Annotated in this window: 1 protein-coding gene; it reads left to right on the top strand. The window is 67.7% G+C overall.

Going from position 1 to position 4069, the window contains the following annotated elements; genetic code table 11:
- Positions 1 to 4069, top strand: a 4069-nt coding sequence (locus A5750_RS05860; protein WP_156664278.1) for a non-ribosomal peptide synthetase, incomplete at both ends; no start/stop codon positions are given.

A 4069-nucleotide genomic window follows, 5' to 3' on the forward strand; every position in this document is an offset into this window, starting at 1 on the left:
GCTGATTATCGGGGGGCGCGGGTGGCCGTGGAGTGGCCCGCGCAGTTGCAGCAGCGGGTGCGTGAGGTGGCCGGTGAGCATAATGCGACCAGCTTCATGGTGGTACAGGCGGCGTTGGCGGTGGTGTTGGCCAAGCTGGGCGCGACTTCGGATGTGGCGGTGGGTTTTCCGATCGCCGGGCGTCGTGATCCCGCGCTGGACGAGTTGGTCGGCTTCTTCGTCAACACGTTGGTATTGCGCACCGACTTGGGTGGAAATCCGACCGTGGCTGAGCTTTTCACTCAGGTGCAGCAGCGCAGCCTGGCCGCCTACGAACATCAGGATGTGCCCTTCGAAGTCCTCGTGGAGCGGTTGCATCCCGCCCGCAGCCTCAGCCACCACCCCCTCATCCAGGTAGTCCTGGCTTGGCAGAATTTGCCCTGGCAGCACAACGGCCCCGCCGCCGGGCTGACCCTGGGCGACGTGCGCGTCACGCCGGTTCCGGTCGACCCCCAGGTCGCCCGCATGGATCTGGTGTTCTCGCTGGCCGAACGCTGGACCGAGGACGGCCAGCCCGCCGGCATCGGCGGAGCGGTGGAATTCCGCACCGACGTGTACAACGCCGCCAGCGTCGAGGCGCTGATCGACCAATTCCGCCGGGTCCTGGTGGCAATCACGGATGATCCGGCGCGGCGCCTCTCGTCGATCGATGTGCTCGATGAGAAGGAACACGCCCGGCTCGAGGTCATCGGCAACCGCGCGGTGCTGAGCCGGCCCGCGTCCTCGGGGATCTCGATCCCGGAGATGTTCGCCGCCCAGGTGGACCGCGCCCCGGACGCGGTGGCCATCACTTGCGGCGGCCGTTCGTGGACCTATGCCGAGGTCGACGAGTACTCGAATCGGCTGGCGCACCTGCTGGTGAGCCGGGGCGCCGGGCCGGGGGAGCGCGTCGCGGTGCTGTTCTCCCGGACGGCCGAGGCCGTCATCGCGATACTGGCGGTGCTCAAGACCGGGGCGGCCTACCTGCCCATCGACTCGGGGCTGCCGGCGGCGCGGATCGAGTTCATGCTCACCGATGCCGCCCCGATCGTCGCCGTCACCGCCGCCGACGTGCGGTCGCGGCTCAAAGGCCCGGACGTGGACGTCATCGACATCGGCGACCCCGCCATCGACACTCGACCGAGCGACGGGTTGCCGGCGCCCGCTGCGGAGAACGTCGCCTACATCATCTATACGTCCGGTACGACCGGCACCCCGAAGGGTGTGGCGGTGCCGCACCGCAACGTCACCGAGCTGCTGGAGTCCGTGAACCGCGAGCTGGCACTCGGGCAGGTGTGGACGCAATGCCACTCGCTGGCATTCGACTTCTCGATCTGGGAAATCTTCGGGTCGCTGTTGTACGGCGGCCGGCTGGTCATCGTGCCCGACTCCGTCGTCCGCTCACCAAAAGACCTGCACGCCATGCTGATTCGCGAACAGGTCAGCGTGCTCAGCCAGACGCCGTCCGCGTTCTATGTCCTGCAGACCGCGGATTCGCTCGCCCCCGAGCTGGGCCAACAGCTCAAGCTGCAGACGGTGGTGTTCGGTGGTGAGGCGCTCGAGCCGCATCGGTTGGGCAAGTGGTTGCACAACCACCCGGGTCTGCCGCGGTTGATCAACATGTATGGGATCACCGAGACCACGGTGCACGCCTCCTTCCGCGAGATCGTCGATGGTGATGTCGACACCAACGCCAGCCCGATCGGCTTGCCGCTGGCGCATCTTGGCTTTTTCGTGCTGGACGGGTGGTTGCGGCCGGTGCCCGAGGGCGTGGTCGGTGAGCTGTACGTGGCCGGGCGCGGTCTGGCGCATGGGTATGTGGGCCGGCCGGGGCTGTCCGCGACGCGGTTCGTGGCGTGCCCGTTCGGCTCAGCCGGGGCGCCTGGACAACGCATGTATCGCACCGGCGACCTGGTCCGCTGGGGCGCCGATGGCCAGCTACAGTACATGGGCCGCGCCGACGAGCAGGTCAAGATCCGCGGCTACCGCATCGAGCTGAGCGAAATCCGCACGGCGCTAACCGGTTTGGCCGGGGTGGCACAGGCAGCGGTGGTCGTGCGGGAGGATCGCCCCGGCGATAAGCGCCTCGTCGCCTACATCACCGGGAAAGCCGAGCCCGCCCGCCTCCGCGCGCAGCTGGCCGACCGGCTGCCCAACTATATGGTCCCGGCGGCGATTGTCGCGCTGGACCAACTGCCGCTGACCGTCAACGGCAAGCTCGACACCCGCGCCCTACCGGCGCCCGACTACCGGGAGAGCGGCGAATACCGCCCTCCGGCAACCCCGGTCGAGGAAATGCTGTCCGGCATTTATGCCCGGGTGTTGGGACTGGAGCGCGTCGGGGTCGACGACTCCTTCTTCGATCTGGGCGGGGATTCGTTGTCGGCCATGCGTTTGGTTGCGGCAGTCAATGCCGCGCTTGATGCCGACCTCGTGGTGCGAACCTTGTTCGAGGCGCCGACGATTCGCCAATTGGGCCCACGTCTCGGTGCGGGCGACGAGCGACCGGCGCGGGTGGTGGCCGGTGCGCGGCCGGCGGTGCTGCCGTTGTCATTCGCTCAGAACCGGCTGTGGTTCACCGATCAACTGCAGGGACCGTCGCCGGTCTACAACATGGCCGCGGCCATGCGGCTGGACGGGCACCTGGATGTCGAGGCACTCGCGGCGGCACTGGGCGATGTGGTGGCCCGACACGAAAGTTTGCGCACGGTGTTCGTCGCGCCGAGGGGAACACCCCGGCAGGTGGTTGTCCCCGCCGATCGGGCCGACTTCGGTTGGCAGGTGGTGGACGCCGGCGATTGGTCGGCCAGCCGCCTCGAGCAGGCCATCGAATCAGTGGCGCGCCATTCGTTCGATCTGGGAACCGAAATTCCCCTGCGTGCTGAGCTTTTCAGGGTCACCGAGAACCGGCATGTGCTCGTGGCGGTCGCCCACCATATCGCCGCAGATGGGTGGTCCCTGACGCCGCTGGTCCGCGACCTCGGCGTGGCCTATGCCAGCCGGTCTGCGGACAAGGCGCCGGAATGGGCGCCGCTGGCGGTGCAGTACGTCGACTACACGCTCTGGCAGCAGGCCCGGTTGGGGGATCTGGACGATCCCGACAGTCCTGTCGCGGGGCAGCTGCGGTATTGGCAGCAGACCTTGGCCGACATGCCCGGGCATCTCGCACTGCCCACCGACCGGCCCTACCCATCGGTGGCCGACCATCACGGGTCCAGCGTGGCCGTGGAGTGGCCGGCGGAGTTGCAGCATCGGGTCCGCGCGGTAGCTCGCGAGCACAATGCGACGAGCTTCATGGTGATTCAGGCCGCCTTGACGGTGTTGCTGGCCAAGGTCAGCGCGACTTCGGATGTGGCCGTGGGCTTTCCGATCGCCGGCCGTCAGGACCCGGCGCTGGATGAGCTGGTGGGCTTCTTCGTCAACACCCTGGTACTCCGGGTCGACCTCGCCGGAAATCCCACCCTCGCGGAGGTGTTGGCTCAGGTGCGGCGGCGCAGCCTCGCCGCCTACGAGCACCAAGATGTGCCCTTCGAAGCGCTGGTGGACCGGCTCAACCCCACGCGCAGCCTGACCCATCACCCGTTGGTCCAAGTGATGTTGACCTGGCAGAACAACAGCCCCGCCGAACTGAGCTTGGGCGATCTGCACGTCACCGCGCTGCCACTGAACACCCACACCGCCCGCATGGATTTGGTGTTTTCGTTGGCCGAACGTTGGACCGAGGACGGCCAGCCCGACGGCATCGGCGGGACGGTGGAGTTCCGCACCGATGTGTTCGACGCCGACACCATCGAGACATTGATCGATCGCTTCCAGCGGGTGCTGGTCTCGTTGACGACCGATACGGCCCGACCGCTGTCGGCGATCGACGTGCTCGGTGCCGGCGAACACCGCAGGCTCGACGAGATCGCCAACCGCGCTGTCCTGTCCCGGTCGTGGGTGCCGGTGTCGATTCCGGGGTTGTTTGCGGCGCGGGTGGTGCGTGCGCCGGGGGCGGTGGCGGTGCGGTGTGCGGGTCGTTCGTTGTCGTATCGGGAGTTGGATGAGGCGT

The organism is Mycobacterium sp. 852002-51613_SCH5001154 (assembly GCF_001667425.1).
In the GTDB taxonomy this organism is placed as follows: Bacteria; Actinomycetota; Actinomycetes; order Mycobacteriales; family Mycobacteriaceae; genus Mycobacterium.